The sequence below is a fragment of the Lactobacillus sp. ESL1191 genome (assembly GCF_058504435.1).
Genome location: NZ_CP196365.1, coordinates 28,005 through 50,000, shown reverse-complemented (window position 1 = coordinate 50,000; position 21,996 = coordinate 28,005). Strand labels below are relative to the sequence as shown.

The window sequence follows — 21,996 nt, the reverse complement described above, 5'->3', positions numbered from 1 at the left end:
ACTCGCTCGACTTGCATGTATTAGGCACGCCGCCAGCGTTCGTCCTGAGCCAGGATCAAACTCTCATTTTTACATTCGGTTTGATGTTTGCTCATTTTTCCAAGATGTTAATCTCGGATTTATTTGCTTGCGAAATTGACTTCGCTCTTTTGTTTTGGGTTTTTTATAACCCGCACACTTTGCGAAAACATTGTTCAGTTTTCAAGGTACTACTTCCCTGTTTCTTGCAAAACAGCTTTCTTATCTTACCTAACCGGTTGCTCTTTGTCAACTCTTTTCGTTCGGCTTTTGTTCGTCGCCTGGCTCTGCGCTGTACTGCTTCTTGCCCTGACGACAGTTATTAATACTAGCAACTATTTTCCCCTTTTGCAAGCTTTTTTGGTTATTTTTTCTGACAATTTTTTCAATAGAGCTATCTTGCGTGCAGATATTATTTTGAAAGTATTCTTAACGTGCTCGATTTTTAATCATTATCGGATTTAACACTTTAGCCTTTGATATATTAATATCGCACCAGTACGGAGACTGTTCTTGTCTTTGCAGTGCTTTCGATCAGCAAAATCAATTTTGTTTATTTATGATGTAACAAATAAAAATAAGATTGTTAAACAAACTTAATCTTTTTGCATACTGTTACTAGCTTATAATATATCTAACACCACTTACGGAAAGGAAACTAATATTTTGAAACACAAGTCTTTTACACTAATTACCGTATTTATTTTGGCAGCCACTACCTTAATAACTACCGGAACTGCTAAAACAGAAGCAGCGACAACCACGGCTGACCAAACCGAAATGTATCGTTTCGTCAGAAAGGTATTTAAACAAAATCATGTTCGCGGCGTCGTTACGGTAGTCAAAAACGGTGTCCCCCAAACCATTAGTTATGGTTATGCCTGGTATGGCAAGCGGATTGGCAACGGTAATCCGATGATCGTTTACCCAACTGCTTCTTTACAAAAAGTAATTACCGGAGCCATGATCGTTCAGCTAATCAATGAAACAAGCAATACTAAGCAGGCTTTTGATCAAGATACCAAGATTTCGCGGTGGTACCCCACTTTAAAAAATGCCAAGCAAATCACAGTCGGCAACTTATTGACCCATACCTCGGGAATCACGGCAATCGGTACTGAAATCAACCGCAACTATGTCTATTCTGAACCAGACGCGATTAATTGGGTCACCAACAATATTAACTCATCTAAGTCGAATGCCGTCGGAAGTTACTTTTACAACAATAGTAATTATATTCTGCTGGCTGGGATTATCAGGCAGATTACTGGTAAATCTTATGAAAGCAACTTCCAGACCCGCATCGTTGACAAGCTGAAGTTACAGAACACTTACCTTTATCAAAACATCCCCAGTGGCAAAACCGACCCAATTTCTTACTTCTCAAATGGTCGCAAGAATTACCAAAAATCAAGTCACCTTAAACAATTTGTTGTTTCACAGGTTCCTGGTGCAGCCAACTTATTTACTACACCGGACGAGTATTACAAAATCCAGGTTGGCTTAACTAACGGAACTATTCTTAGTCAGACTGATTTTCATTACCTAACCCACTTAAAGAGTAAAGTGAATAACTATTCTGGGGGAATGTATTTGAAAAATAATGACTCGCTAAAACTGGCATACGGCAGTCTTCGAACAACCCACTTTGGCTCCTGGGTACAGCTGACCACCGATAATCAGAACGGAATTGTCATGTTTTTGAATCAAACTAATGACCGCGAAAACGATGAAAAAGATATTGGCTACAAAATTTTACAACACATTAAACCCAACACTTTCAGTGCACGTTAAAATGTACGATTAGCCAAAGCTGCGATAAATCTATCGCAGCTTTTTTATTCTGCAAATAGTAATTCATACATTTTAGCAGGTAAGGGGTGCCTGAGTAGCAAATCCATCCCCACGGCAGCCTTTTTCTTGGGACCTAATTCCTCTTCTCTCACAGTCTCTTGCAAAATATCGGCCTGGCCCAAGTAGAAGAACTGCTTGCCGACCGCATCACTCTGCTTGACCAATATGTGGAGCTTCATCTGTGGCGTTGTCAACAGCCGTTGCACCTCATCTGATTGCAAATGACGCGGTGTCCGAGTATACCAACGCAAGCTCCGCCCATCTTCAAGGGTATTGTGGTATAAGGCACTGCGTTGCTGCTTCGTCTCATTACGGTAAATAATAAAAATTGGAGTTTCCCCTTTACCTACCCGATAACCATACATCGGTGCTGAAACATCCTTGGGCCAATTTAGTAAGCGGCACACATCCTTGCGATCATATTGTTGATAAAGCGTAAATTGCTGCTGGTTGTCATACTCCCGATTCAGGGCTAAGCCCGTCTCAACGGCGTCGTTAAACAGCCGTTTAAAGGCATCATGCTCCCGCAAAGAACGGGCAAGCTGAGGATTTAACTTGTAGGTAAACAAATCTGGTCGCTCAACCAGAGCTTGGTTGCCGTACTGGGCTTTTTTCGTCGTTTTTCCCTGTTTAATATCAAAAAAACTAAGCGATAGGATGGCATCAACCGAGTTTAAAACAGCTGCGTCAACGTAAGCGCCGCAATTATGTAGAGCTTGCTCAAATTCGTTCTGACTAACCTTGTCTTGAGTTAATAACAACTGCAAAAGCACCAGCTCATGTGGCCTTTTGCCATTCAAAAGTTCCTTGGTCACAAAAGACAGAATCGCATTTTCAGCTCGGCTAAGCTGGACCTGCTCGTCCATTTTCACCAAAAACTGGCCATAATTTGCCAGGCTCTGATTATTAGCAAAAACCGTTGGCGAAGTCGAACCATACCGGTCAAAGTCTAGTAGTAAGGGGATCCGCCCCAGCTTTTTCTTTAGATCAAAGTAGGACTGGCGCAATTCCTTGATACTATCGAGCTTAATGCGGTCAAGTGAAGCCAGTATCTTTTCTGATGCAACCTGGCTAAAGTTAATGGTCGACACATCAATAAAACCCGGCAGTTTACTTTCTGCCCGAGCCCGATCAATACTACGACTAGGATCCTGGTTTAGGGTAATTGGAATCAGGTAATTATTTTTATAATTACCAATAAAGTCAATTATCGTCACATAGTCCTTGCCAGGATACTTGCGCAAGCCCCGGCCCAGCTGCTGGATAAAAACAATGCTGGATTGAGTATTACGAAGCATGATGATCTGGTTAAGGGCAGGAATATCGACACCTTCATTGAAGAGGTCAACCGTAATAATATATTCGATCTTTCCTTGTTCCAACTGGTCAACAACTTGAGCTCGCCGGTTTTCACTGTCTTCATTAGTAAGGGCAACAGCACGATGCTGGCGCGCCGAAAAAAGCCGTGCTAATTCCCGCGCCTCTGCTTGCCGACTACAAAAAACTAGCCCCTTGGCGCAATCACCGCAATAACCATAGTAGTCCAGTTGCTGAAGTACATAATCCACGCGTTCAGGGTTCAGTAAGTTGCGTAAGTTGGTCGTTTCGTCGATGCTTTGTCCGTCTACTTCATAGTCTTCCACCCCAACATAATGAAATGGGGCCAGCATCTTTTCCTCTAGGGCACCCCGCAGACGAATTTCATAGGCTAGATGATAGTCAAAAAGCCGGTAAACATCTTGATCGTCCATTCGCTCAGGTGTTGCCGTCATGCCAAGCCAAAAAGCCGGCTTGAACTTGGCAAAAATCTTTTGGTAACTCGGAGCAGCAGCTCGATGGGCCTCATCAATTAAGATATAGTCGAATTCAGTCACCGCCAAACTGGCCAACAGATCATCCTGGCTTAAAGTTTGCACGGTCGCAAAGAGATACTTACACTGAAGTTCATGTTTATGCCCCGTAAGCAGGCCATAGTCACGCCGGTCGCCGCCAATTACCCGATAAAAACTAGCTAGGGCTTTTTTAGCAACCTGCTCGCGGTGAACAAGATATAAGAACTTACGCGGTTTGAAGTCCTTAACGGCGAAGGCACCCAAGTAAGTCTTGCCCGTACCGGTTGCCGATACAATTAAGCCGCGCTCTTGGCCCGCTTCACGTAAACCCTGTAATTCTTTTAAAGCCGCTTTCTGCATCTGATTGGGCGTGATTTCAGGAGCAGGTGCCTGTCTAGGACGCGCTTGTACTTGCGGTCTTACCCAACCACTTTCGTATTCTTTAAGCCAATCAAGCGTTAGGGGCTGACTGTCCTTTGATAGTTCTTGCAGCTGGCTGGCAACTTGCTGCGTTAATGCACCATTTTCTCTTGAGCTAACTTTTAGCGCCCATTCATAATTACGTAGCAGGGCTGAGCGGGTAAAGTTGGCACTACCAATCACAATAGTTTGCCAGTCTTCATGCTCAAAGAGATAGCCTTTGGCATGAAAGCCATCCTTTTGGGCAATCCGAACATTTAAATTAGGAATTTTCAGCAATTCATGAAAAACTTTTGGATCATTAAAGGCCAAGTAATTGCCGGTGATCAGGGTGCCGGCAACTTTTTGGCGAGCCAAATCAGCCATGACCACCTTAAAAGGCACCAGCATATCCTGAGTCACAAAGGCAATCGCCCACGTAAAACTCTGACAAGACAACAGTTCTTGCCGCAAAGTCAACCAAATATTATCATCTTTCATATTTTGTAGTAGTTTGGGGCTGAGTAGTTCGTGACCTGGATAGGTAGAATCATATAAGCCACTCAGTATGGCATCTTGTAACGGTTCATTCATTCTTATCGCCTCTGCACTCATTTTACACAAAAGAAAAAGAAACCCAAACCTTGGATTTCTTTAATTAACAACTTTACAGGTCAATTTCCAGTAAAATTGGGCAGTGATCGGCACGGACACCGGTGTCCATCATCTCAGACCGCTTCACCTTAGTCGCAATCCGGTCACTAGTAAGCCAATAATCGATTCTCCAACCCGAGTTGTTGGCCTTGGCGGTTTTTACCCGCTGAGCCCACCAAGAATAAACACCTTCGACCTTGCCATTTACCCTTCTAAAGGTATCGGTAAAACCGGCCTCGAGGAGCTGACTGAAGTCTGCCCGCTCCTCATCCGTGAAGCCAGCGGAATGGTGGTTGTTGTCCGGATGCTTCAGGTCAATCTCTGTATGGGCACAATTGTAATCGCCACTAGCCAGAACCGGCTTTTGCTGATCTAATTCTTTCAGATAGTTAAGATACTGCTCGTCCCATACCTGCCGCTCACTCAACCGCTTTAAGCCATTTCCCGAATTAGGCGTGTAAACTTGGGTTACAAAAAACTCCGGAAATTCCAAAGTAATAATCCTGCCCTCATCATCCATTGGCGCTGGTGCACCGATTTTAGGGTAAGTGACCTTAAGCTTAAGGTCTTTTTTGTACAAGTACATTGTGCCAGCATAACCTTTACGGGCGGGTTCTTCCGCTGACCGCCAGACCAACTCATACTCTGGGAACTCTGTTGCCAAAACTTCCTGGTGTTTCTTAGTCGGTCCCGTTGCACGTAACTTGGTTTCTTGAATGGCAATTATCTCTGCTGCTTGGTCATGTATTTTCTGCAGCACTTTGCGCGTTTCAACCGCTCTTGAAGAAGTACCAGTTAGGGCGGCATTTAGCGAATCGATATTCCACGAAATTAAGATCATTTTTTTCTCCTTTTTATTTGTGCTTCCTTATTATATAATTTTTTTAGTTAACTTAAAACTCTAGCAATTATTTGCTTTACCGTTGGTTTTTTTACTGTGCACAAGAGCTGTTATCATTTTCACGATTTTAACAAAAAATTTATTAAGCCAACGGCCGTAAGGCAAACTAACCTGCGGTAATCCATGTAAGCGATTACCGCTATATTAGCGTTTTAGGGGACATAATTATTTCATCATTTATCTTTTTATTTCATAAGTAACAAGTGTATAATAGCACAAGAGGATAATAATAATAATCTATGGAGGTTAGACTTTATGACTAAAATTTTTGCTTACGCCATCCGTAAAGATGAAGAACCATATGTACACGAATGGAAAGAAGCTCACCCAGACGTTGAAGTTGATTTTACCGATAAACTTTTGACACCTGAAACTGCATCTTTAGCTGAAGGATCTGATGGTGTTGTTACCTACCAGCAACTGGACTACAAGGCAGACACAATCGAGGCTTTAGACCAGTTAGGTATCCACAACTGGTCTATCCGTAACGTCGGTATCGACAACATTGACCTGAAGAAGGCCAAGGAACTCGGCTTTAAGTTGACTAATGTTCCGGTTTATTCACCAGATGCAATCGCTGAACATGCTGCCATTCAAGCTGCCAGAGTACTGCGTCAAGACAAAGAGATGGATATGAAGCTTGCTAAGCATGACTTGCGTTGGGCTCCAACCATCGGCCGGGAAGTACGCGACCAAACTGTTGGGGTTATCGGTACTGGCCACATTGGTCAAGTTTTCATGCGGATTATGGAAGGCTTTGGCGCCAAAGTGATCGCTTATGATGTCTTCAGAAACCCAGTATTGGAACAAAAAGGCTACTATGTAGATACTCTGGATGACCTTTATGCGCAAGCTGATGTTATCTCTGTCCACGTTCCTGATACTCCAGAAAATGTTCACATGATTAACGATGAATCCATCAGCAAGATGAAGGATGATGTCGTGATTGTTAATGTTTCTCGGGGACCATTAGTTGATACTGATGCCTTAGTTCGTGGCCTTGATTCCGGTAAAATCTTTGGTTTTGTCATGGACACTTATGAAGGCGAAGTTGGTATCTTCAATAATGACTTCAGTGGCAAAGAATTTCCTGACCAACGCCTAGCAGACTTGATTGCCCGGCCAAATGTCTTGGTAACACCACATACTGCCTTCTACACAACTCACGCTGTTCGTAACATGGTTATTAAGGCCTTTGACAACAACTTGAATTTAATTAAGAATGAAAAGCCTGAAACTCCAGTTGACTTGGACAAAGAGTTTTAAAAAATAATTTTTCTAAAAAGACGCTGCTATATGTAGCGTCTTTTTTTACCAAAAATGGCTGAGTCCATTAGACTCAGCCATTTGTTTAGCAATTATTACTTAGCTGATGCATTAATTGCTTGAATCAATGCGTTGCGAAAGTTCATTTCTTCCAGCTTCACCACGCCCCTAATGGTGCTGCCACCGGGCGTAGTAACCTCGTCTTTTAATTCTTCTGGCAACTTGTGTTCAGCCAGGGCCAGCTTGGCCGTGCCCAGCAGCATCTTTTCAATTAATGGGTAAGACTCAGCGCGGTTGACGCCATTTTGGACAGCTGCATCACTCAAGGCCTCAATCATTAAGTCCACATAAGCCGGTGCACAACCCGCAACAGTCCCATAAATACCCAAGAGCTTTTCTGGCACAATATAGACCTCACCCAGCAAGGCCAAAATTGCTTTAACCGACTCGACCACTTCCGCCTGTTCATTAGGAATAAAGCTAACGGCCGTGATGCCCTCACCAATCTGTACGGGTGTGTTAGGAACAATTTTGGCAAAAGAAGAGCCAGCTGGTAAGTCCTGGTTGACCTTAGTCAGATCTCCGCCACCCGTTGACAGGATAATGCCGTGGTACTTTTGCCCCAGCTCCTTGATGATGGACTCAATAATCGGGCCGCCCACCGCCACAACTACCGCCTGGCAGGTGGCAAATTCCGCATAATCATTGACTACCTGCAGATCATTTTGAGCAGCGAGCTGGCGAGCTGATTCATGACCGCCAGCATAAACAAAGATCTCCTGTCCTGCTATCCCCGCATGCAACAATCCCTTAACAAGCGCCGTGCCAATTTTACCGGTTCCAATGAATCCAACTTTCATAGTTTTCCCTACTTTCCTAATCTTAAAAGCAACTTTATTCTTGGTAGTTATTAACTACGCTTATCTTCTATTATACCGGTTTAGTGCGAAAATCGTTTTTGAGGAGGGTAACAAATTGCGGATAATTATCCACTTCAGCTAGTGAATGTAAGTTCAACGTGTTTTTACGGTGACGATGGTTATACCAAACACTGGCAAAACCGTAGTTCTCTGCTCCCAAAATATCAGACTGCAGACCATCCCCAAAGAAGACTGTTTCTTCGGGGCCAATTTCGGCCTTACTAAAAAAATAGTCAAAAATCTGCGGATCTGGTTTAGAGCAGCCCGCTTCTTCAGAAGTAACAATCAAAGAAAAGTACTTCCGGATGCCCGCCAGTTCTAACCGCTGCCGCTGCATATAGCTTTCACCATTGCTGAGAACGGTCAGCTGGTAGTTATGCCGCTGCCCAAAACGCAAAGTGTCTTCAACGCCCGGGAGCAGCTTGTAGGCTTGACTGAAGTAGGACCGGTATTCATTCATAATTGCCGTGCCGTCGACTTCTACCCCCAGATTTTCTTTAAAAAAATGCCTAAATACCGTCCGACTTAACTGGTCATAACTGATCTGATCCCGTTCAAGCTGACGCCATAATCCCTGGTTATAGGCATGATAGCGGCGCTGCAAGTCATCTGTTAGTTGCCAGTGATGCGCGTTAAAAAGACTGTGCAAAGCAAAATGCTCTGTAGCAGCAAAATCAATCAGCGTGTCATCGACATCAAAAATTATTTGTTTAAAACGCAAATTGCTCCTCCTTCCAATTTTTCGTGGAAGACTATTATATCAATTTTTGAACTTGGAGCAAGATAATTAATTATTTTTAAAACTTACCGCTATTCCCTATTCGTTCTACCCCAAACATCCTATACTTGCTCTTACTACATACTGAAGGGGTGATTGGGCATGCTGACACTACTATTAATTTTTGGTTCTATTTGGCTACTGGCTAAACTCGGTCTGGGCCTGGTTAAAATACTATTTTTCTTGTTAGTTTGTGGACTGGTGGCGGTATTCTTGATTCACCTGCTGGTACCACTCCTGCTACTTGGCGGGATAAGCTGCTTAGCCTTTGCACTAATTAGACATTAATCCGGCTCTATCAGCCGAATAAAATTTCCCGGCCACTCAAAAAGGAGCGACTTCCATCGAAGTCGCTCCTTTTGTGGTTAATTTACGGTTATTTCCACCAGAGTTTGATCAGCCCCTGCGTACCTAAGTCGCCCAGACCCTGGTCATCTACCAGAATTTCATATAAACGCTGGGCTTCTTGCGTAGCCGCTAACTCTATCCCCATCTCTTGAGCCGTTTCTAACGCAATGCGTAAGTCTTTCAAGAAATGCTTGCTAAAGAAGCCGGGCGTGTAGTCCCCTTTAAGAATGCGCGGACCGTAATTAGCCAGACTCCAGTTAGCCGCACTACCGGCACCAACCGTTGCTAAAACGGTCGCCAAATCCAGTCCGGCCTTCTCAGCATAAACCAGCATCTCGGTCATCCCCGTCATTGTGCCAGCAATCATAATCTGATTGGCCATCTTGGTGTTTTGACCCGCGCCGGCAGGACCAAAGTAGTGCACCGTCTTGCCAAAGTCCTTAAACACCGGTTCCAGATCTTCATATGCCGCTTCATCACCGCCAACCATAATAGTTAGGGGGCCATTCTTGGCCCCAGGTCGCCGCCCGAGACCGGTGCATCCAAGACATTAGCGCCTACTTTTTCACCTGCATCAAATAGTTGCTGGGCCAAAGCCGGCTTCGAGGTGGTCATGTCAACGAGGTACTTTCCCTTGACCGCGGCCGCCAAAATACCATCAGTACCCTGGTAAACTTGCTCAACATCAGCCGGAAAGTCCACCATCGTAAAAATTACGTCAGCTTTTTCAACTACTGCCTGCGGACTGGCGCACCAACTTGCACCCTGCTTGACTAAGTTATCCGTCTTGCTCTTGGTCCAGTTATAAATCCACAATTGGTGATGAGCCTTCAGCAAATTTAGGCAAATCGCATTACCCATCACGCCTGTTCCGATAAAACCAATTTTCATCAAAATCACTCCCTTTAGCAATACTATCCTGATAAGCTCATCATACCACCAAACTACTGTTTCAATACTGCAATTATCAAATTATAGAAAGTCGCCGCTACTATAGTTGGTTTTAAGTAGTGGTCTTAGCGGCCTTAGTTTTTATATTAGAGGGCACGTAAGAATCCTGTTTAGGGTTAATTAGGATATCTGCATAGTGGGCCACCTTTTTATTGATCGTCATCAAATGTTGGTTAAGCTCAGTGATTTCTCTTAACGTTTGCTGCTGTTGTTCTAACATAATCTGATAGCGTTCGGGAACCGTCTGTTCTCCCTGAGTAACTAACTGCAGATAGTGTTGAATCTTCTTTAACGGCATCCCCGTTTCACGTAAGCAAATAATGATTTGAACCCATTCGAGATCAACATCATCAAAGATTCGATTATTATTTTCATCGCGTTTCACATAAGGCAACATTCCATTGTTATCGTAGTAACGCAGTGCGTATGGCGTTAAGCCCATTTTATCAGCTGCTTCCTGCACATTATATTTCATTGGCTCTTTCCCCTTCTTTAAATTTATCTTTATAGTACAGTATAAAGTTACTCGAAAGCAACGACTTTTTTAAAGCTAACTAATACTGTCAAACAAAGAAAATAGCTTCTTATATTTTCTGCTTGCCTTATAGTTGGGCTAATGGGCTAAGATAAATACAATCTTAAAAAACAGGAGGCAAATAATGAATTTATTAATTTTAGCAGCCAACGGACAAATTGCCCAGTTAGTCGGACAGCGCATTTTGCAGGACCCCAAGTTCAAAGCGGTGCACTTGACTTTGGGTCTACGCAACAGGCGCCGGCTGATTGATTTGCAAGATCAGGCTCGCGTTTTAGAAGTTGATCTGACCAATACACATGACGTTGAGCAAGCTGTCGCTGGGCAAGACCTGGTTTTCGTGGGTATGGTTGACCATACACCTGAAAATGCCATTACCCAGAATGTTATAACAGCTATGAAAAAGCACGATGTCCAGCGGGTTATCTTTTCCAATATTCTCGGAATATACAATGAAGTCGGCGGTGAGTTTGGGCGCTGGAATTATAAGCAAGTACTACCTGGTTTGCAGGAGGCTATCCATTCCGACCAGCTACTAGCTAATTCTGGGCTCAAATATACCACCCTGCGGCTGCCGTGGCTCAATGACCGGTCAGAAGTTAAATACACTATTACCACAAGCGACCAACCATATTTTGGTGTTTCCGGATCGCGCCAAAGCATGGCCGATGTGGTTTTGCAGATCATTGCCAACCCCAGCCTGTTTGTTAATGAAAGTATTGGTATCGCTGATCCCGATACCCAGGGCGAAAAACGGCCCATTTATTAAACAGGAGAAATAATAATGAATAAACCAGTTATGTTAGTTGTTGGTGCCGGTCAGATCAGTCTGGCAATTGCCCGGCGAATGGGCGCTGACCAGAAAATTATTTTGGGCGACAAAAGTTTGCATAACGCGCAAACAATTGGACGCGTTATGCAGGAAGCCGGCTTTGACGTTGAACCGGTAGAGATGGACCTATCTTCCCGTGAATCTATTAAAAAGATGATTGCCACCGGGCAAAAGTATGGCCCAATTACAACTCTGATTAACGGCGCCGGCCTATCACCTAGCCAAGCCTCAATCGTAGCCATTTTAAATGTTGACCTCTATGGGACAGCAGTATTGCTGGAAGAAGTAGGGCAGGTCATCGCTGCTGGCGGTGTGGGCGTGACCATTACCAGCCAATCCGGTCACCGCATGCCGGCGCTGACCTCAGAGCAAGACCAGCAATTGGCATTGACCCCAACCCAAGAACTATTAAAGCTCGATCTTTTACAAGAAGAGCACATCAAAGATACGCTGCAAGCCTATCAACTGGCTAAGCGCTGCAATGAAAAGCGGGTAATGGCTGAAGCCTTGAGTTGGGCTAAACGTGGGGCGAGACTCAACGCTATTGCTCCCGGAATTATTGTCACTCCCCTAGCGCTAGACGAATTCAATGGCATCCGGGGTGACTTTTACAAAGAAATGTTTGCTAAATCACCGGCTGGCCGGCCTGGAGCAGCCGATGAAGTTGCCAACGTCGCCCAACTATTGATGAGTCCGCAGGGTGCCTTCATTACCGGGTCAACCTTCTTAATCGACGGCGGTGCCACTGCCGCATTTTATTACGGTGATAAGTAAATAGCATAAGGAGCAAAAATCATGAAAACAGCAACTTTTAGTGAACCAGGGAAAATCACCCTGCAGGAATATCCCCAACCCCAAATTGAAACTGACACAGACGCAATTATCAAAATCATCCGCACCTGCGTCTGCGGCTCTGATCTGTGGTGGTACCGTGGTATCTCCCAGCGTCCCCATAATAACGCTGTGGGTCATGAAGCCATTGGCATCGTAGAAGCGGTCGGTCTGTGCGGCGTTATTGCCGCCAAACTGCTCGGCGCCAAGCGGATTATTGCAATGAGTCGCCATGAAGACCGGCAGCAGTTAGCACGAGAATTTGGTGCAACTGACATTGTGCCCGAAAGAGGTCAGGACGCGGTCGACCGGGTCCTGGCCCTAACTGATGGGAATGGTGCCGACGCTGTCTTAGAGTGCGTTGGCACGGAGCAGTCAGTTGCAACCGCGGTACAAGTTGGCCGCCCTGGAGCAGTAATCGGCCGCGTTGGAGTCCCGCAAAAAGCCGAAATGAACACCAATAACCTCTTCTGGAAAAACAACGGTCTGCGGGGCGGCATTGCACCTGTAACCAGCATTGACCGTAAGGTTTTACTAGATGCGGTCCTCCAGGGAAAGATCCATCCCGGCAAGGTTTTTACCAAGCGTTTCACACTAGACCAAATCCAAGCTGCTTATGAGGCAATGGATCACCGTGAAGCTATCAAATCCCTAATCATTGTGAGTGAATAATTAACTAAACAAAGCCCGGACCTTCTTAGATTAGCTCTAGCAGATTCAGGCTTTTCTCTTACACTTTTTGAATAATATTTTTCACTTTATAGTTGACTTAACCTTAACTATAAGGTCTATATTTTTATTCAACCCAAAAATTAATCACTTAACGAGGAGGTATACTTCATGACAAAGAAAAAAGTAGCGCTTTTCATCGCTACATTTATGGTAATAGTTATCGGGGTGAGGGTCTTTGGCACCTTACCTCAAAATAATAAAAATTCACCGTTCAGCGACATTTCACTCGCCAAAAAGGTGAAAAAGAACAAGAGGTCCTCCAAAAAAATGAATCAGTATTTAAAAATCAAAGTTGGTAAAACAGTTCTAACTGCTAAGTTGGCAGATAATTCCTCTGCCAAGGCACTAAGCCAAAAATTGCAAAAGAAAAGCCTAACGCTGAGATTTCACGATTTTGGCAATTTCGAAAAAGTCGGCGATTTACCCTGGTCTTTACCACAAAACAACGAGCAAATGACCACCAAACCAGGAGACATTACGCTTTACCAGGGCAACCAATTATCTCTTTATTACGATCACAATTCTTGGAGTTTGACCAAGATTGCCAGAATTATAAATAGCAGTCAAAGCGACTTAAAAAATATCCTGGGTAAAAAAGATGTGACGGTCAAACTGGCTTTATAACCCTGGCTTTAATTATCACCCCAACTTATTAACAGCAACTGAGAGCAAGTATTTTGTCGTTAACGGGATTAGCCCTATAATGACCTTGCAATCTTAAAAACAATTATCGGAGAAATAAAATGACCAAAAAAAGCAAAATCACCATTACCAGCCTCGCGGCCATGATTCTACTTGTAATCTTATCCTACCTGCTAATCAATAACTCTCACCAAGATTCAGCCAAGCAGATTGATACACCAACTATTTTTGTTCACGGTTGGGGCAGCAGTTACCATGCCGAGGAAAGTATGGTCCGTTATGCCCGCAACCACGGCGCTAGCAACAGCGTTATTCGGGCCGATGTTAGCCCCGCAGGAAAAGTAAAGTTGATTGGCACCATTAAAAAAGGCGCTGTTAATCCCATCGTTGAGGCTAACCTGGAAAACAACAAAAGTGTTACTGGCAACGAAAGTGATCCGGGAAAGGCTTATAGCAAGAGTAGCCGCTACGTTAAAGCAATCGTAACAGCGCTACAAAAAAAGTATCGCTTCAAAAAAATCAACTTGGTTGGACACTCAATGGGTAACTTGCAAATTATCTATTACTTGCGCAACAACCTCGGTACCAGCAAAATGCCTAAGCTCAACAAGCTAGTAGCAATCGCTGGCCACTATAATGGCCTTGTTCGCGAGCCGAACTCATCATTAAAAGTTAATCAGAATGGTTCCCCGCAAAAAATGAGCAGCAGTTACCGGCGACTGCTGAGCTTGCGGCAGAACTTTCCCCGCAATGCTCGCGTATTAAATATTTACGGCGATACTGGTAAAGGCAGCGACGGTGATGTACCTGTTAATTCGTCCCGGACGCTGCGCTACCTAGTTGGTTCACGGGCTCGCTCTTACCAAGAAAAAGAATTTCATGGTCCTAATGCTCAACACAGTAAGCTACATGAAAATGAACAAGTTGATCGCGTACTGATTAAGTTCCTTTGGTCCAAGTAGAACTTACTTAATCTTGCCCTGATCGTACAGGTCGATTTTAGCTTTCAAACGCTCGATGGATTGTTGGATAGTCCGCTTATCTTCCTCTAGACGGTGTAATTCGTCAACGAGAATTTGTCGTCTAAGCGGCTTGGTATCAGTACCCTGCTGCAAGAGCTCGGTATAAACGACCAAGTCCTTAACCGGAATCTTTACTTGGCGCATACATTTAATAAAATTAATCCATTCCAAGTCACTTTCAGCATAGTAGCGTACACCATTTTTTCTTTTGACATTTGGCAACAAGCCAACTTTTTCATAGTATCGCAAAGTTACCGGTGTCAACTCAACTTTTTCTGCTACTTCAGAAATTTTCATTTTTCCTCCATTTTATTGACTTAACCTTAACTTTAAGTTTTACAGTTTAACTATAGCAAAAAAGGAGGAACTTTTAAATGAGTTTAACAAACAAGGTAATTGTGATTACTGGTGGCTCTTCCGGGATGGGTGCAGCTACTGCTAAACTGGCAGTTGAAGCTGGTGCCAAGGTAGTCATTGGTGCTCGCAAAGAAGCTGACCTGCAAAAGGTCGTAGCAGCGACTCAAAGTGAAAATATCTTGTACCAGGTAACCGATGTGACCCAACCGGACCAAGTCAAGGCCCTCATCAACCTGGCAATTACTAATTTTGGCTGCCTTGACGTGTTGTACAACAATGCGGGAATTATGCCTCAGGGCAACCTCATCGAGGCCAAAACTTCCAGCTGGCAAAAGATGTTGAATATTAACGTGATGGGGGGCTTAAACGGGATTGCAGTAGCTTTGCCGCTCATGAAAGAACAGGGACACGGGCTTATTATGGCAACAGATTCGGTGGCGGGACACGTCCTCTATCCTGGATCTGCTGTCTATAATGGTAGCAAGTTTGCCGTCCGGGCCATCATGGAGGGCTTGCGTCAGGAAGAACACAATAACGGGATTAAGACTGGGATTATTTCGCCTGGCGCGGTTCGCACTAACCTGCTGTCAACGACCGAAGACGATCAAATTAGAGATCTCTATGAGCGTTCTAACCAGGCACCAAACGGTTCTTTGGCTGCTGAAGACGTTGCCCGTGCTGCCATCTTTATGATGGACCAACCAGAAGGCGTTGACATCAACGAAATTCTCGTCAGACCAACTGGCCAAGGAATTTAGTTATCTAGCACCTGTTACCCTGAAAAAGAGCCAGGTGCTTTTCCGGTATGGTCACTCAATAATTGTTTCACGTGGAATCAAGCGGCGTTGCAAGCTCACATATACTAGTCATATCCATCTATCAGCTAAAATGTAGACAGGAATTATAAAAATATTATGGAACTAAGAGTTTTAAATTATTTTGTAGCGGTTGCCCAAGAGGAAAACATGACCCGCGCTGCCACTAAATTGTTGATTTCCCAGCCTGCCCTATCAAGGCAAATCTCTGACCTTGAGACTGAACTAGGGGTCAAATTATTTAACCGCAAGACGCGGCATTTAACCCTAACCCCCGATGGCCAATATTTGTTAGGACAAGCCCAGAAAATTCTCGGACTAACCGCTAAAACCAAGAATGACCTGCAATCAACTTCCTTTGTCAGCGGCGATTTGACTATTGCCGCAGGCGAAAGCAGCGGCATGCAGCCCGTTATGAATGTTATCAGCAGTATTATCAAAGACCATCCTACCGTAAAAATCCACTTGCTCAGTGGCGATTACCACTACACGACACAGAAATTAAATAGCGGTGACGCCGACTTCGCTATTATCATTGGTGATGTGCCCCTCAATAACTACGCCTCTCTTACCCTGCCTCAAAAAGACGATTGGGGTGTCTTAATGCGCACTGATGATCCATTAGCCCAGAAGAGTACAATTGGGCCACAAGACCTAGTTTGTCGGTCAATCCTCAACTCCCAGCAAGCCCAAACCTTACAAGTTTTCCAGAATTGGCTCGGCAATTATTCCTCCTGTGTCAACTTCATTGGTACCTATAACCTCTACTTCAATGGTACAATGATGGTCAAAAATCATGCTGCGCTAATGTTCGCCTTGGACAATCTGGCTGATACGTCGCAGGAATCCGGGCTAGTTTTCAAGCACTTGGCCCCTGCATTGGGCCAGTCCGTCAAGGTAGCTTGGAAGCAAGAAGTCAGCCTATCACCGGTTGCTGAACTATTCATCAAACGACTTAAGGACACCCTCTTTACTAGCAGATCGGTTTAGCATCGATTGCAATGACTATCTTATTATGAAAGTAGGTTTTATTTTGACTACAAAAATTGAAATGCAATATCATGACTTAATCAAATCATTTTTGGCTGATGTGAACACTAATTGTGCTAGCCACTTGCACAAAGATCGGGTACTGATTCCGATAATTGCAAGTATTACCCAGGGAATAACTACAGCACTCGCTGACCAAGTTGAAACCTGCTTGGCTGCTGGCATTGAGCCGGAGATCTTACTGGAGGTGGTCTACCAGCTAACTCCAGTTGCCGGAACCCTTAAGGTGCAACAGGCACTACCGGCAATTCAAGCGGTTTTGACTAAGCATCAACTCAGCCCCAGCCCGAGCGCTACTAATGCAGATGAGAATTACGGTGCCAGTGTTCAAGCAGACTTATATGGTACTGAAATCAAGAACTTATTAAAAGACTTGCCTGACGGAGCAGGCGACTTTGTTCCCCAGGCACTGACCAACCATTTCTTCAATGACTTTTATAACCGTAGCCGCTTAGACGTGCGTGACCGCGAACGCTATGAATTGCTCGCCCTCATCACCTTAAACGTTGACTTTCAGATCAAGGCCCACGCGCGAGGCAGTCTGAGGGCTGGTAACAGTGAAAGCGAGCTGGTTTGGGCGACCATCCAGTTGCTACCTTACATTGGCTTTCCCCTGGTCATCAACAGTGTGCAGGTTATCCATCAAGCAGCCAGCCAAAGCAAATAACTTTGGTTGACAAAAATGCAGTAGTCAAATGACTACTGCATTTTTAGCTTCCAGTACTTTGGTATTTTTTTAGAGACAGGCGCCATAATTGGTAGATGAGTACAAAAAAGACCAGGCAGACGACCGGAATAATGGCCAACCAGCAGAATAGAGGGGGCTGTAACCTAGCTCAAGATTACCACTTGCATCATCGACATTTTTGATGATGAAGCTATCGCCAAAGGCAACCACTCCAAGCAAAAAGTTCTGAAACGGATAGTGTTTCAGAACTTTTTATGCCTTACTATATGACAAACCTCGCTTTAGCCGCTTCCAAATACTAGTTTCTTCGGTTTGCAGAATCAGGCCTTGATAAATCTTACTAATGTAGACCATTAGAGCCAGTTCGCTGATTACCAAGATAGCTAGCGAGATACTAATTTCCAGTGTACCAACATGACCACTAATAATCCGGAGCGGCATCACAAAGGATGAAAAGAGCGGTACATAGGACATGATTTGGGCTAAAAGCTGGTCTGGCTGATTGATGAACATGAAGGTGACAATGAAGGCCAGCATCACGAGGAAGCTAATCCAGGAGGCTGCCTTGGAAGAGTCTTCCACTTTAGCAACCAAAGCGCCGGAAAAGGCTGCCAGGATGATGTAGATAACCACGCCCAAGATGACAAACAGCAGATTGACATTAAGCAGATTGCCCAATACTTCATTAATAAGATGCTGGTTATCATGCATGAAGGGTGCGGTCTGGCTGGCATGCAGCGCCCACTGATATATGGCCGCGCCGCCCAGAATGTAGATGGCCACTTGCGTCAGGATAACGCCGAAGATGCCCAGAATCTTACCGAAGAAATACTTGGCAGCCGTTGTACTCGAAAAGATGATTTCCATGATCTTGCTACCCTTTTCGGCAGCAATCTCCTGGGCAGTCACACTGCTATACAAGAGCAGAATCATGTAACTCATGAATACTAGCACAACAAGTGAAATATATTGTGCTAGCTTGTTATCACCTTTGCTGTGAGCCTGCTGCTGAATTTCTTGGTAGCGCGGCTTTTGGGCTAATGCCTGCGCTTGCTGCGGAGTTAGGCTGGCCCGTTGCAGGTTGATTTGTCCCTGCAACTTTTGTGCATAGTTCATTACCTTGGCCTTGAGCTCATCATCAACACTCCCAGCTCCGTGGTAGGTGGCTTGTAGCTGGTGGTGCTCAAGCTTGAGCACCAGATAACCGTCAATGTCTTGGCTAGCCAGCTTTTTATGGGCAGCTGTTGCGGTCTTAATATCAGCGTCAACCAAGTTCTTATTCGACTTGATGAAACTTTGCCGTAATTGGGCGTTCTGACTAATTACGGCAATTTGTTGGTCCGAATTAGTAGAGTCGGCTGAGTTACCACCGACCAACCCAAAGAGAATCGACACACCAATGAAAATAAAGGGCATAAAGACTAGCGTTACAAAGGACCAGGACTTGACCTGGCGCCAATATGTTTGAAAAGTAACAATCCACAGCTTATTCATTTTTTTCACCAGCTTTCATCCTAAAAATCTCGTCTAAGGTTGGTGGTTGCTGCCTAAATTCCTCGATATACTGACCCTCAGTGACCGCCTGGAAGACTTCAGCGCCCTTAGCTTCATCGTCAAGGCGCAGCAGGTAGCGGTTAGCTTGTTGCTGCTCGACCGCTTGCACATGTGGGAGCTCGGCCAGCTCTGCCCGGGTCTTAGCTGTCTTAACATAGATCTCGGTTTTACCAAAGGAATCACGAACCGTTTCCAGGTCACCGTTCAAGACTACTTGGCCATCTTTGAGCATGGTCAAGGTATCACAAATCTCTTCAACATTAGTCATATCATGACTAGAAAAGATAATGGCCGCCTGCTGGTCCTTGACCTCGGCAATTGCGCGCTTGAGCACGTCGGTGTTGACTGGGTCAAGGCCGCTAAAGGGCTCGTCCAAAATAATCAGCTTGGGCTGGTGGATTAAGGTACAGATCAGCTGGACTTTTTGTTGGTTACCCTTGGACAGGGTTTTAATCTTGTCACTCTTCTTGCCCTTAACTTCGAAGCGCTCAAGCCAGGAATCAATCTGTCCCCGAATCTCCTTGCCCCTACAGCCTTTCAGTTGGGCCAAGTAGACGATTTGCTCCTCGATGGTCATCTTTGGCATCAGGCTCCGCTCTTCCGGTAGGTAGCCAATCGAATTGAAAGTGGACTCGGTGATGGGAGCATCCTCCCAAGTTATTTGCCCAGCATAATGAAGAAAGTTTAAGATACTGTGAAAGGTCGTCGTTTTACCCGCACCATTTTGGCCAATTAGGCCCATGATCTGCCCGGGCTGAATGGTAAAGTTGACATCTTGAAGTGCATGCACGGCCCCAAAGTCCTTGCTTAAATGTTCTACTTGCAGCATTGCCGTCCTCCTAAATAATATACAAGATAGACCAATTATACCTTACTGTTTAATGCAAGGCTAATCTTTTCTTAACAGCAAAAAACCAGCCATTACAGCTGGTTTTTTAACTTCTATTTATCAATTGCCAGCTCTGCTGCTTTAACGGCATGAAGACGCGTGGTATCAAACAAAGGAACTGTGGTATCTTTTTGCTGGATTAATTCACCAATTTCGGTACAGCCCAGAATTACGCCTTGGGCTCCTTGTTGGTGCAATTCGTCAACTACTTTAAGATAAAATTGCTTTGAATCTTCCTTAATTTGACCGAGACACAGTTCATCATAAATTATTGCGCTGATTTTTTCACATTTATCATGATCAGGTATGACGACCTCAATCCCTTGCTCGATCAGCCGCCTTTTGTAAAAATCTTTTTCCATTGTAAATTTAGTTCCCAGCAGACCGACTCGATCAATCTTTTGCCTTTTTAATGCTTGAGCAGTTACATCAGCAATGTGGAGAATGGGAATTTTGACTTGGGCTTGAATTTGATCAACAATTTTATGCATGGTATTCGTACAGATCACAATATAATCAGCAAGACTCCTTTTCAATCCTATTGATGATTTTTATGAAATCATAACACACAAATCACCACAAATAAAAACTCCAAAAACCAGGCACAATTAATATGACAGCCGAGTTGGATCAATAGCTAAAACCCGTTTTCCTAAAACTGGAAACGGGTTTTTCATTGAGCAGTTAAAAAGCCTGTTCTTCCTTTTTGGGAATAACAGACTTTCATAATCAGTTGAGCGCTATTGGAACTTTATTGTCGTTTAAATATTAAATGAACTCTGCCTTCTCTAATAATGTTTGCCCGAGCTAGTACCACTAACTAACGCAGAACTTGCTAGTCTCCAAAAATTTCCTTAGCATAATTCATCGCTGACCAAGCTTTGGGCCAGCCAGTATAAAAAGCTAGGTGAGTAATCAACTCCACTATTTCTTCCTTGGTGACACCGTTGGTCTTGGCAATCTTTAGGTGAGCCTCAAGTTGGGGCACACCTTGCGTCATCAAGCTTGCAACCGTAATTAGACTACGGTCGCGAGCAGATAGCTTATCTTCACGCGCCCAAACTTCCCCAAATAGCACATCATCGTTTAATTCCGCAAATTTTGGGGCAAAATCACCCAAATTATCGCGACCGGCTGTTTGTTTTTTCATTATTCTGCTCCTTGTTCAACCTTTTCGTATTCGTCATCTACCACCGGTTCAAGCCATACTGGTGTGCCAGCTGTAATAGCCAGGTGAGAGAACCAACTATCCTTGGTTGCTCCGTGCCAGTGTTTCACATCATTGTGCACAACCACCACATCCCCTGGATGCAACAAACGCGCTGACTGGCCAAATTCTTGATACCAGCCCTCACCACCGGTAACTAACAAAATTTGAAAGCCCTCGTGGTGCTGATGCCAATTATTGCGGCAACCTGGTTCAAAGGTCACGTTGCTAACGCCAATATTAAGTTCGGGATCATTTACCAGGCTTGCCAGATAGCTTTTACCAATAAAATCCTCTGCATAGGCCACATTTTCCTGACCAAATGGGAAAATAATCCCCTGCTTAACTTCTTCATTTTTCATTTTTGTCTTCCTCCTCAAATCTACTCAGATATGCGGCAAAGTCGCCCTCATCGCGATTGTTTAGCTTACCATCATACCAATCAATCTTGTGAGATAAAATTTTCAGGTGAAACTGCATTTCTGCTATCTTAGACAGGCTGTTCGCCTTAACCTTTTGCAACAGCGCCTTCCGTTGGGGGATCGTCTCATCCCCTTGGCTACGCAAGGTGACGTATTCCTTAATCTCATTCATACTCATGCCGCATCCCTTCAGGTGCAACAAGAAACCTACCCACCGGATGTCATGATCAGTGTAATAGCGCTGACCATTGTCATAACGGTGGGGTATGATTAAGTTTTCACTCTCGTAGTACCGCAGCGTATATGGAGAAAGCCCAACTAAATGAGAGAATTCACTAATTTTATATTCCTGCACCATCCTGCTTTATCCCCTTTCAAGATTATTACTAAGCATATTCTTTATAGTTAACTCTAAGTCAAGAGTTTTTTGCAAAAAAATCATCTAAAAAACGCACCCTGCGGCGCGCTGTTTTTATTAGTCATTTTTAAATTAACTTCG

The 21,996-nt window shown here is 44.3% G+C and carries 22 protein-coding genes, 1 rRNA gene and 2 pseudogenes (1 of these 25 cut by a window edge); 11 read left to right on the top strand and 14 right to left on the bottom strand.

Annotated elements, in window-relative coordinates:
- Positions 1-71: ribosomal RNA gene (locus tag ACSYSN_RS00285) — 16S ribosomal RNA — on the bottom strand; it reaches 1,491 nt to the left of the window's first position.
- Positions 72-798: 727 nt separating this feature from the next.
- Here ACSYSN_RS00285 and ACSYSN_RS00280 point away from each other — a divergent pair.
- Complete coding sequence (locus ACSYSN_RS00280) at positions 799-1,812, top strand: serine hydrolase domain-containing protein (RefSeq protein ID WP_425604676.1); 1,014 nt, start codon at positions 799-801, stop codon at positions 1,810-1,812.
- A 44-nt stretch (positions 1,813-1,856) separates the two neighbouring features.
- Here the strand turns inward: ACSYSN_RS00280 and ACSYSN_RS00275 are convergent, their stop codons facing one another.
- Together ACSYSN_RS00275 and ACSYSN_RS00270 are read right to left on the bottom strand one after the other, a co-directional pair.
- The gene (locus ACSYSN_RS00275; protein ID WP_491712303.1) at positions 1,857-4,697 is read right to left on the bottom strand and encodes a DEAD/DEAH box helicase; all 2,841 of its coding nucleotides are present in this window, start codon (positions 4,695-4,697) and stop codon (positions 1,857-1,859) included.
- A gap of 73 nt (positions 4,698-4,770) precedes the next feature.
- Complete coding sequence (locus ACSYSN_RS00270) at positions 4,771-5,598, bottom strand: exodeoxyribonuclease III (protein ID WP_491712302.1); 828 nt, start codon at positions 5,596-5,598, stop codon at positions 4,771-4,773.
- Between the two features lie 315 nt (positions 5,599-5,913).
- Between ACSYSN_RS00270 and ACSYSN_RS00265 the strand changes: the two genes are divergently transcribed.
- The gene (locus ACSYSN_RS00265; RefSeq protein ID WP_491712301.1) at positions 5,914-6,924 is read left to right on the top strand and encodes a D-2-hydroxyacid dehydrogenase; all 1,011 of its coding nucleotides are present in this window, start codon (positions 5,914-5,916) and stop codon (positions 6,922-6,924) included.
- Positions 6,925-7,019: 95 nt separating this feature from the next.
- On the opposite strand, the gene ACSYSN_RS00260 is transcribed toward ACSYSN_RS00265, so the two are convergent.
- Both ACSYSN_RS00260 and ACSYSN_RS00255 read right to left on the bottom strand, forming a co-directional pair.
- The gene (locus ACSYSN_RS00260) at positions 7,020-7,784 is read right to left on the bottom strand and encodes a pyrroline-5-carboxylate reductase family protein (protein WP_491712300.1); all 765 of its coding nucleotides are present in this window, start codon (positions 7,782-7,784) and stop codon (positions 7,020-7,022) included.
- Between the two features lie 70 nt (positions 7,785-7,854).
- Positions 7,855-8,565, bottom strand: a complete 711-nt coding sequence (locus tag ACSYSN_RS00255; protein WP_491712299.1) for a YjjG family noncanonical pyrimidine nucleotidase — start codon at positions 8,563-8,565, stop codon at positions 7,855-7,857.
- A 159-nt stretch (positions 8,566-8,724) separates the two neighbouring features.
- On the opposite strand from ACSYSN_RS00255, the gene ACSYSN_RS00250 reads away from it, so the two are divergent.
- Positions 8,725-8,910: a hypothetical protein gene (locus ACSYSN_RS00250; protein ID WP_491712298.1), complete on the top strand. Its 186-nt coding sequence runs from the start codon at positions 8,725-8,727 to the stop codon at positions 8,908-8,910.
- Positions 8,911-8,998: 88 nt separating this feature from the next.
- Here the strand turns inward: ACSYSN_RS00250 and ACSYSN_RS00245 are convergent.
- A pseudogene (locus tag ACSYSN_RS00245) lies at positions 8,999-9,861 on the bottom strand (NAD(P)-dependent oxidoreductase).
- Positions 9,862-9,973: 112 nt separating this feature from the next.
- Complete coding sequence (locus ACSYSN_RS00240) at positions 9,974-10,396, bottom strand: MerR family transcriptional regulator (RefSeq protein ID WP_491712297.1); 423 nt, start codon at positions 10,394-10,396, stop codon at positions 9,974-9,976.
- Between the two features lie 184 nt (positions 10,397-10,580).
- On the opposite strand from ACSYSN_RS00240, the gene ACSYSN_RS00235 reads away from it, so the two are divergent.
- The 5 genes from ACSYSN_RS00235 (at position 10,581) to ACSYSN_RS00215 (ending at position 14,455) form a co-directional block, all read left to right on the top strand.
- Positions 10,581-11,225, top strand: coding sequence for an NAD(P)H-binding protein (locus ACSYSN_RS00235; RefSeq protein WP_491712296.1), 645 nt, complete (start codon positions 10,581-10,583; stop codon positions 11,223-11,225).
- Positions 11,226-11,240: 15 nt separating this feature from the next.
- Positions 11,241-12,062 carry an SDR family oxidoreductase gene (locus ACSYSN_RS00230; RefSeq protein WP_491712295.1) on the top strand — a complete coding sequence of 274 codons (822 nt, stop codon included), beginning with the start codon at positions 11,241-11,243 and terminating at the stop codon, positions 12,060-12,062.
- A gap of 21 nt (positions 12,063-12,083) precedes the next feature.
- Positions 12,084-12,791: a zinc-binding dehydrogenase gene (locus tag ACSYSN_RS00225; protein WP_491712294.1), complete on the top strand. Its 708-nt coding sequence runs from the start codon at positions 12,084-12,086 to the stop codon at positions 12,789-12,791.
- Positions 12,792-12,959: 168 nt separating this feature from the next.
- Complete coding sequence (locus ACSYSN_RS00220; protein WP_317637522.1) at positions 12,960-13,475, top strand: cyclophilin-like fold protein; 516 nt, start codon at positions 12,960-12,962, stop codon at positions 13,473-13,475.
- 119 nt (positions 13,476-13,594) lie between these two features.
- On the top strand, positions 13,595-14,455 hold the full coding sequence (locus tag ACSYSN_RS00215; RefSeq protein WP_491712293.1) for an alpha/beta hydrolase: 861 nt from the start codon (positions 13,595-13,597) through the stop codon (positions 14,453-14,455).
- A 3-nt stretch (positions 14,456-14,458) separates the two neighbouring features.
- On the opposite strand, the gene ACSYSN_RS00210 is transcribed toward ACSYSN_RS00215, so the two are convergent.
- Positions 14,459-14,812 (bottom strand): MerR family transcriptional regulator, encoded by a 354-nt coding sequence (locus ACSYSN_RS00210; RefSeq protein WP_491712292.1) that lies wholly within the window; start codon positions 14,810-14,812, stop codon positions 14,459-14,461.
- A gap of 77 nt (positions 14,813-14,889) precedes the next feature.
- Between ACSYSN_RS00210 and ACSYSN_RS00205 the strand changes: the two genes are divergently transcribed.
- The 3 genes from ACSYSN_RS00205 (at position 14,890) to ACSYSN_RS00195 (ending at position 17,404) form a co-directional block, all read left to right on the top strand.
- Positions 14,890-15,630 (top strand): SDR family oxidoreductase, encoded by a 741-nt coding sequence (locus tag ACSYSN_RS00205; RefSeq protein ID WP_491712291.1) that lies wholly within the window; start codon positions 14,890-14,892, stop codon positions 15,628-15,630.
- A gap of 156 nt (positions 15,631-15,786) precedes the next feature.
- Positions 15,787-16,677, top strand: coding sequence for a LysR family transcriptional regulator (locus tag ACSYSN_RS00200; RefSeq protein ID WP_491712290.1), 891 nt, complete (start codon positions 15,787-15,789; stop codon positions 16,675-16,677).
- 43 nt (positions 16,678-16,720) lie between these two features.
- On the top strand, positions 16,721-17,404 hold the full coding sequence (locus tag ACSYSN_RS00195; protein WP_491712289.1) for a carboxymuconolactone decarboxylase family protein: 684 nt from the start codon (positions 16,721-16,723) through the stop codon (positions 17,402-17,404).
- 273 nt (positions 17,405-17,677) lie between these two features.
- On the opposite strand, the gene ACSYSN_RS00190 is transcribed toward ACSYSN_RS00195, so the two are convergent.
- The 6 genes and pseudogenes from ACSYSN_RS00190 to ACSYSN_RS00165 all read right to left on the bottom strand — a co-directional run bounded on the left by ACSYSN_RS00190 (position 17,678) and on the right by ACSYSN_RS00165 (position 21,855).
- Positions 17,678-18,919 (bottom strand): ABC transporter permease, encoded by a 1,242-nt coding sequence (locus tag ACSYSN_RS00190; RefSeq protein WP_491712934.1) that lies wholly within the window; start codon positions 18,917-18,919, stop codon positions 17,678-17,680.
- Positions 18,912-19,808, bottom strand: a complete 897-nt coding sequence (locus tag ACSYSN_RS00185) for an ABC transporter ATP-binding protein (protein WP_491712288.1) — start codon at positions 19,806-19,808, stop codon at positions 18,912-18,914. Before ACSYSN_RS00185 ends, ACSYSN_RS00190 begins: the two co-directional genes overlap by 8 nt.
- Before the next feature lie 113 nt (positions 19,809-19,921).
- Positions 19,922-20,404, bottom strand: a pseudogene (locus ACSYSN_RS00180) (aspartate/glutamate racemase family protein); the annotation flags it as partial.
- 299 nt (positions 20,405-20,703) lie between these two features.
- Positions 20,704-21,018: a carboxymuconolactone decarboxylase family protein gene (locus tag ACSYSN_RS00175; protein WP_317637509.1), complete on the bottom strand. Its 315-nt coding sequence runs from the start codon at positions 21,016-21,018 to the stop codon at positions 20,704-20,706.
- Entirely contained in the window at positions 21,018-21,437 is a 420-nt protein-coding gene (locus tag ACSYSN_RS00170) for a cupin domain-containing protein (RefSeq protein WP_491712287.1), read from the bottom strand. Before ACSYSN_RS00170 ends, ACSYSN_RS00175 begins: the two co-directional genes overlap by 1 nt.
- On the bottom strand, positions 21,427-21,855 hold the full coding sequence (locus ACSYSN_RS00165) for a MerR family transcriptional regulator (protein WP_491712286.1): 429 nt from the start codon (positions 21,853-21,855) through the stop codon (positions 21,427-21,429). Before ACSYSN_RS00165 ends, ACSYSN_RS00170 begins: the two co-directional genes overlap by 11 nt.
- Positions 21,856-21,996: the final 141 nt, after the last annotated feature.

Bases quoted from the DNA above. Each gene is read 5' to 3' on its own strand.
- ACSYSN_RS00270 (WP_491712302.1), bottom strand. From the start codon at position 5,598: ATGATCTTAATTTCGTGGAATATCGATTCGCTAAATGCCGCCCTAACT.
- ACSYSN_RS00175 (WP_317637509.1), bottom strand. From the start codon at position 21,018: ATGAAAAAACAAACAGCCGGTCGCGATAATTTGGGTGATTTTGCCCCA.
- ACSYSN_RS00260 (WP_491712300.1), bottom strand. From the start codon at position 7,784: ATGAAAGTTGGATTCATTGGAACCGGTAAAATTGGCACGGCGCTTGTT.
- ACSYSN_RS00265 (WP_491712301.1), top strand. From the start codon at position 5,914: ATGACTAAAATTTTTGCTTACGCCATCCGTAAAGATGAAGAACCATAT.
- ACSYSN_RS00220 (WP_317637522.1), top strand. From the start codon at position 12,960: ATGACAAAGAAAAAAGTAGCGCTTTTCATCGCTACATTTATGGTAATA.
- ACSYSN_RS00230 (WP_491712295.1), top strand. From the start codon at position 11,241: ATGAATAAACCAGTTATGTTAGTTGTTGGTGCCGGTCAGATCAGTCTG.
- ACSYSN_RS00165 (WP_491712286.1), bottom strand. From the start codon at position 21,855: ATGGTGCAGGAATATAAAATTAGTGAATTCTCTCATTTAGTTGGGCTT.
- ACSYSN_RS00190 (WP_491712934.1), bottom strand. From the start codon at position 18,919: ATGAATAAGCTGTGGATTGTTACTTTTCAAACATATTGGCGCCAGGTC.
- ACSYSN_RS00280 (WP_425604676.1), top strand. From the start codon at position 799: ATGTATCGTTTCGTCAGAAAGGTATTTAAACAAAATCATGTTCGCGGC.
- ACSYSN_RS00185 (WP_491712288.1), bottom strand. From the start codon at position 19,808: ATGCTGCAAGTAGAACATTTAAGCAAGGACTTTGGGGCCGTGCATGCA.
- ACSYSN_RS00205 (WP_491712291.1), top strand. From the start codon at position 14,890: ATGAGTTTAACAAACAAGGTAATTGTGATTACTGGTGGCTCTTCCGGG.
- ACSYSN_RS00210 (WP_491712292.1), bottom strand. From the start codon at position 14,812: ATGAAAATTTCTGAAGTAGCAGAAAAAGTTGAGTTGACACCGGTAACT.
- ACSYSN_RS00235 (WP_491712296.1), top strand. From the start codon at position 10,581: ATGAATTTATTAATTTTAGCAGCCAACGGACAAATTGCCCAGTTAGTC.
- ACSYSN_RS00275 (WP_491712303.1), bottom strand. From the start codon at position 4,697: ATGAATGAACCGTTACAAGATGCCATACTGAGTGGCTTATATGATTCT.
- ACSYSN_RS00225 (WP_491712294.1), top strand. From the start codon at position 12,084: ATGAAAACAGCAACTTTTAGTGAACCAGGGAAAATCACCCTGCAGGAA.
- ACSYSN_RS00200 (WP_491712290.1), top strand. From the start codon at position 15,787: ATGGAACTAAGAGTTTTAAATTATTTTGTAGCGGTTGCCCAAGAGGAA.
- ACSYSN_RS00240 (WP_491712297.1), bottom strand. From the start codon at position 10,396: ATGAAATATAATGTGCAGGAAGCAGCTGATAAAATGGGCTTAACGCCA.
- ACSYSN_RS00215 (WP_491712293.1), top strand. From the start codon at position 13,595: ATGACCAAAAAAAGCAAAATCACCATTACCAGCCTCGCGGCCATGATT.
- ACSYSN_RS00250 (WP_491712298.1), top strand. From the start codon at position 8,725: ATGCTGACACTACTATTAATTTTTGGTTCTATTTGGCTACTGGCTAAA.
- ACSYSN_RS00170 (WP_491712287.1), bottom strand. From the start codon at position 21,437: ATGAAAAATGAAGAAGTTAAGCAGGGGATTATTTTCCCATTTGGTCAG.